The 4,632-nt window shown below is 42.4% G+C and carries 4 protein-coding genes; 2 read left to right on the forward strand and 2 right to left on the reverse strand.

Annotated features, from left to right (window positions below):
* The coding region (locus ACP45E_RS15385) for an imelysin family protein (RefSeq protein ID WP_069585201.1) at nt 1-951 on the reverse strand (951 nt) is incomplete at its 3' end.
* Between the two features lie 319 nt (nt 952-1,270).
* Here ACP45E_RS15385 and ACP45E_RS15390 point away from each other — a divergent pair.
* A complete protein-coding gene (locus ACP45E_RS15390; protein WP_017038829.1) occupies nt 1,271-2,146 on the forward strand; it encodes a sterol desaturase family protein in 876 nt (291 codons plus the stop codon).
* 53 nt (nt 2,147-2,199) lie between these two features.
* On the opposite strand, the gene ACP45E_RS15395 is transcribed toward ACP45E_RS15390, so the two are convergent.
* Nucleotides 2,200-3,549, reverse strand: a complete 1,350-nt coding sequence (locus tag ACP45E_RS15395) for a hypothetical protein (RefSeq protein WP_017038830.1) — start codon at nt 3,547-3,549, stop codon at nt 2,200-2,202.
* A 154-nt stretch (nt 3,550-3,703) separates the two neighbouring features.
* On the opposite strand from ACP45E_RS15395, the gene ACP45E_RS15400 reads away from it, so the two are divergent.
* A partial coding sequence (locus ACP45E_RS15400; protein WP_069585203.1) for a serine/threonine protein kinase occupies nt 3,704-4,632 on the forward strand: 929 nt, incomplete at its 3' end.

Below are 4,632 nucleotides of genomic sequence, written 5' to 3' on the forward strand. Positions count from 1 at the left end.
GTAAAAAGCGTTACGTACACTTTGGTGGTTGTAATAAATAGCAACATGACTTAAGTCACTAAAGCAATCATGCTCTTGTTCCGGATCGACACCTTCTAGACCTTCGTTCATGCGCGCAGAAGCCAGTTCGTCAGTCGCCATCGCTTTCATAGCGAACAAGATGTAACGGATCCCATCTTCTGAGTTATTGAAGTTATTCGCCAGTGTCCCTTCTGTCATCACCGCTTTTTCTGTCCATTCGGCTGTCATCGCTTTCAGATCGTCAACGACAAGTTGAGTTGCAACACTAAGGTATTGACGACGACGGTCACAATTAGATGCACTGCATTGACCGCTCGCGTCTGTTTGGAAATCATTAACACTGCGTTCGCCAGCCCCTGGGTTAGTACCGTTTAAATCCTGGCCCCATAAAAGGAACTCAATGGCATGATAACCCGTGGTCACATTGGCTTCGCCACCAACACCATTTTGATCAATCAGGTATTGTGCTGTAATTTCTGGACCATTTACTTGGTTGATGATGCCAGCATTCGCGTTGCCTTGAACATAATCAATCGCTTGTTCATCGAGTGGCCACGCATTGACTTGCCCTTCCCACTCATCAACACTGACCAATCCACCGTCTTTGTCTAATCCTGCTTCAAGCGTAATATCGGTATCCCAACGCATAATTTCAGACTGCTGATAAGGCACTCGCGCCAGCTTATAAGCGGCTTTGGCATTCTCTAAATTTTGCTCTGTCGGTTTCGCTAGCAGTGCTTCGATAGATTGTTGTAATGTCAGCGCCGTCGTCAGTGAATCCGCATAAGCCGCATGTGCCATGCTGATGTAGTTTGCTTTTACATCTTGCTCTGTCACAGGACTTACTTGCTTGGTTTCAGTCTCGTTCGTGCACCCGACGATAGCGGTCATTGATAAAACCGCAGCCGACATAGATTTTTTTGTAAACATTAAACTATCTTCCTGATATTGATTGAAGTTACGTTAGAGAATAAATTATTGATAATGGTTATCATTTAAATAATGATAGTGATTTGCATTTACAATTGCAAACATTTTGTTACTATCCTTAACGCTCGAGTTAACAATACGTTATGGCGTATGGATTACGGCAAATACGAAGGGAATGTGTATTGGTATGCATAAATGGAAAATAGCTAATCCGTTGAGAATAGTTAATCAGTTAAAAATAGTTAAGTTGAAGCTATTTAGATTGAAGACCGTTACGTGGGAGTCGATAGATTGAAAAAAGTGATGTTAGGAAGAGACCGTGGATTGGCATGAGACGTTATTGTCACCGTTGACATTTCTAGTGTCTGCTGAAAAGCGAACTTATTGGCTATATCTATTAATCAGTTTCCTGATCGCATACTGGATCTCAGGAACACAATTGTTCAAGCTAAAATTATGGTTTAACGCATCAAGTGCCGTAGACGTCATTTGGCTGTTCATCAACCAATGGCTTTTCAAGTTACTTGTTTTGCCCTTAATGGCACTTCAGGTCAGCTACGCTCTCTCGGTCAATCAATGGTTGGTGCAGGCTTTCGGTCATGGCAATTTTTGGAAAATTGATCAGGCGCTGTTAATGTTACTGTTTTCTTTTTCCTTATTTTTAGTCCAAGATTTTTTTAAATTCCTTGTCCACTTCTCTTTCCATAAGCTCCCATTTTTATGGCGATTTCACGCGGTTCACCACAGTGCAACCAATATGACCCCGCTAACCTTGTACCGTATCCACCCTGTCGAAATGTGCATTAATGCCGCTCGAAGTCTTATCGTTGGTGCCAGCGTTACTGGTTTATTTTTGTATGCTTTTCAGAACTCTCTTGCCGTTAGCCAAATCATAGGCGTCAATGTATTTATCTTTGCCTTTAATCTTTGCGCCAGTAATTTAAGACACAGTCCTGTTTGGCTTGGGTTTTCAAAACTTGAACACCTTTTTATTAGCCCCGCCCAGCATCAAATACATCACAGTGTTCAGCCAAAGCATTATGATAAGAACTTTGGTTCAGCGTTAGCGATTTGGGACAAACTGTTTGGTTGTCATGTTCTTAGTGAAGGACAACAGGTCACTGGGTTTGGATTAGATCAGTCTTTGGTTAATCGACAAACCGTAAAGCAACAATGGTGGGGAATAGGTCAGTAACGTCTGCTACTGACCTTTTATATTAACGCCCATGTTTTAGCGTCGATCTTAGATTATTTCGTCCATTCGGCAAAAATGGCTTCTGCTAGTGCTTCATTTTCAGTCATAAAGTAAGGGACGTTAAGCGTGCCGTGACGCCCTTCATTAAAGATAATGAAATCTTCACTGGCGATAGTAGTTCGAGAGATTTCCCAATCTCCACCATCTTGAGCACCCTGTATGACCAAATCATTCCCTTGAATGAGCCAATCTAAAGCGCGAGTTTGGCCATTTTCAGTCAACTCGAGACGGTTACCTTGCTCCGCAAAACTCAGCTTAACAAAAGAAGGATTCGGCGTGCCAGTGGTTGAATCATCCCAAAAATGGTAGAAAGTTTTCCCTTGATAGTCACTGGCAGTAACGTCTTGGTAAGCATTAACATAACCGGTTTTAACATCGGTTTTGGTCATAAATCCAAGCTCACCGAAACCCGTCATTAATATCGTAATATCCTCACTGACATAAATCACCTCATCCAAACTATCCGTCCCAACTTTAAATCCCTTGGCAAAATATTGAATCGGCCAAGTGAACGTTCGACCACTACCGTTGATCACAGTTTGTTCAGTTTCTGCGAAATCCAGCTCGAAAATACCTTCATCATTAAACTCATACTGGTTGGTATGAACGTAATAAAAGGTGCCCTCTAGGAAATGTGCTTTTAGCGTTTTAGGCATATCAACCGTAGAAATAACCCCACCACTGCCTACCTTATACAAGAGTTTGTCTAAGTTCTTTCCTGTATTCACATCACTGTCGATTTCACTTTTGATGCTACGCGCTACATCCATAAACTCAGATTGCGGAACATCATCACTGCCAATGACTTGTGTTAGCGCTCTTGCCAATGCGTGTGCTTGCGACGCCACATCACTATTGCCTGATGAAACTTTCTGCGATACATAGTCACCTTCAATCACCTCAACAGGGAGGTTAACCTGGCTAGCAATCTCCTCTAAAGATAGATTTTCATTACTCGCAATCGTCGAAAATGGGGTGACTAGGTTAATGCGGCTGTCCGCTATGAATTCAAAACTGCTCTTTAAGCGCCCTGCTTTATCGGAATCATACGTTTGTCCAGCCACGGCTCTGATAATGACAGGGTATTGTTTATCTGCTTCATCAAGGACAAACTCTCCATTCTCATCAGTTTTTGCAGGGAGTAGCTCATTCCCATCAGCCACACGGTTTTTGTTCCTGTCTACATACACATCAGCCCCAATTAGGTAACCGTCTATCGCTTTATAGACTTCATTTCCTGAACCGCTGGCACTTGGAGCAGCTACGTTTTCGTTATCATCACTACCACATGCACTCAGTGTAAGAGTCGCCATCATGGCCCACAATAGATTCGTTTTTTTCATCGATTTCATTCCTAGTAAGCGTGTTTCTCTGCTTGATTTAAAGAGAGAATCTTCTGTAAAATCAGCGCCATCATAATGAATGGCTAAACATTCATTCAAGGAACGAATGTTATGAAAAAAACCGTAAATTTAATTCACGTTTTGTGGACTCGACATGAGTTCTAGTGAAAATGCGACCTCTCTGTTTTACGATTATTTGGATGTTGATGACAAAGACGCTTGGTTACATAAGCTGCAATCTTCCAATCTTGCCGACTATCTGAAGATACAACCTCTCATTCAGGCTCACTCGTCCGATGAATTACATTTGACCGCCATCATTGATGATCAACTTGTCCAATGCGCCGATTCTGTGCCTAACCTCTCAGGTCATACCGTCGACAAATTCAAAGTTGGTGAACAACTAGATGAAGGTGGAATGAGTGTTGTCTATCTCGCTGAACGCAAAAACAAAACCTTTGATCAGTCCGTCGTGATTAAGTTTTTTCGACGTTCTCTGCACAAGCTACTGGACCGCTCTACCATGTTTAACGAAGCCAAAATGTTGGCTCGCCTCAATCATCCCAACATTGTTAAAGTGATCGATGGCGGCAGTTATCAGGGCATCAACTACCTGGTCATGGAACGGATTGAAGGAAGAAAGCTCAACGAGTTTTTGGCGCATACGCGTTATAGTAAAAAACAACGCCTAGAGCTGTTTCTTAAGGTCTGTTCTGCAATCAGTCACGCTCATAAACATCAAACGCTGCATGCCGATCTCAAGCCCGAAAACATACTAGTCGAAGCATGTGGTACGCCAAAAGTGATTGATTTCAATATGATTCAACGGGACGAGCAAGATTCAGAAGAATCGTCAATCCTGGCTCTTAGTCATCGTTATGCCGCCCCCGAACAAAAAGAAGGAGACTATCTCACCAATTCAGCAGATATTTATTCCTTGGGCGTGATCATAAAAGAGTTACTCAGTGGTGTTGATGATCAGAATGAAACGAATCAAAAGAATGAACTTAGGTTAATCATAGATAAAGCCACCCACTTAAACATCGGCGAGCGCTATCAATATGTCGAACAGTTTGCCGACGA

This window comes from Vibrio genomosp. F10 str. 9ZD137, from assembly GCF_049974785.1.
Taxonomy (GTDB): Bacteria; Pseudomonadota; Gammaproteobacteria; order Enterobacterales; family Vibrionaceae; genus Vibrio.

Bases quoted from the DNA above. Each gene is read 5' to 3' on its own strand.
- ACP45E_RS15395 (WP_017038830.1), bottom strand. From the start codon at position 3,549: ATGAAAAAAACGAATCTATTGTGGGCCATGATGGCGACTCTTACACTG.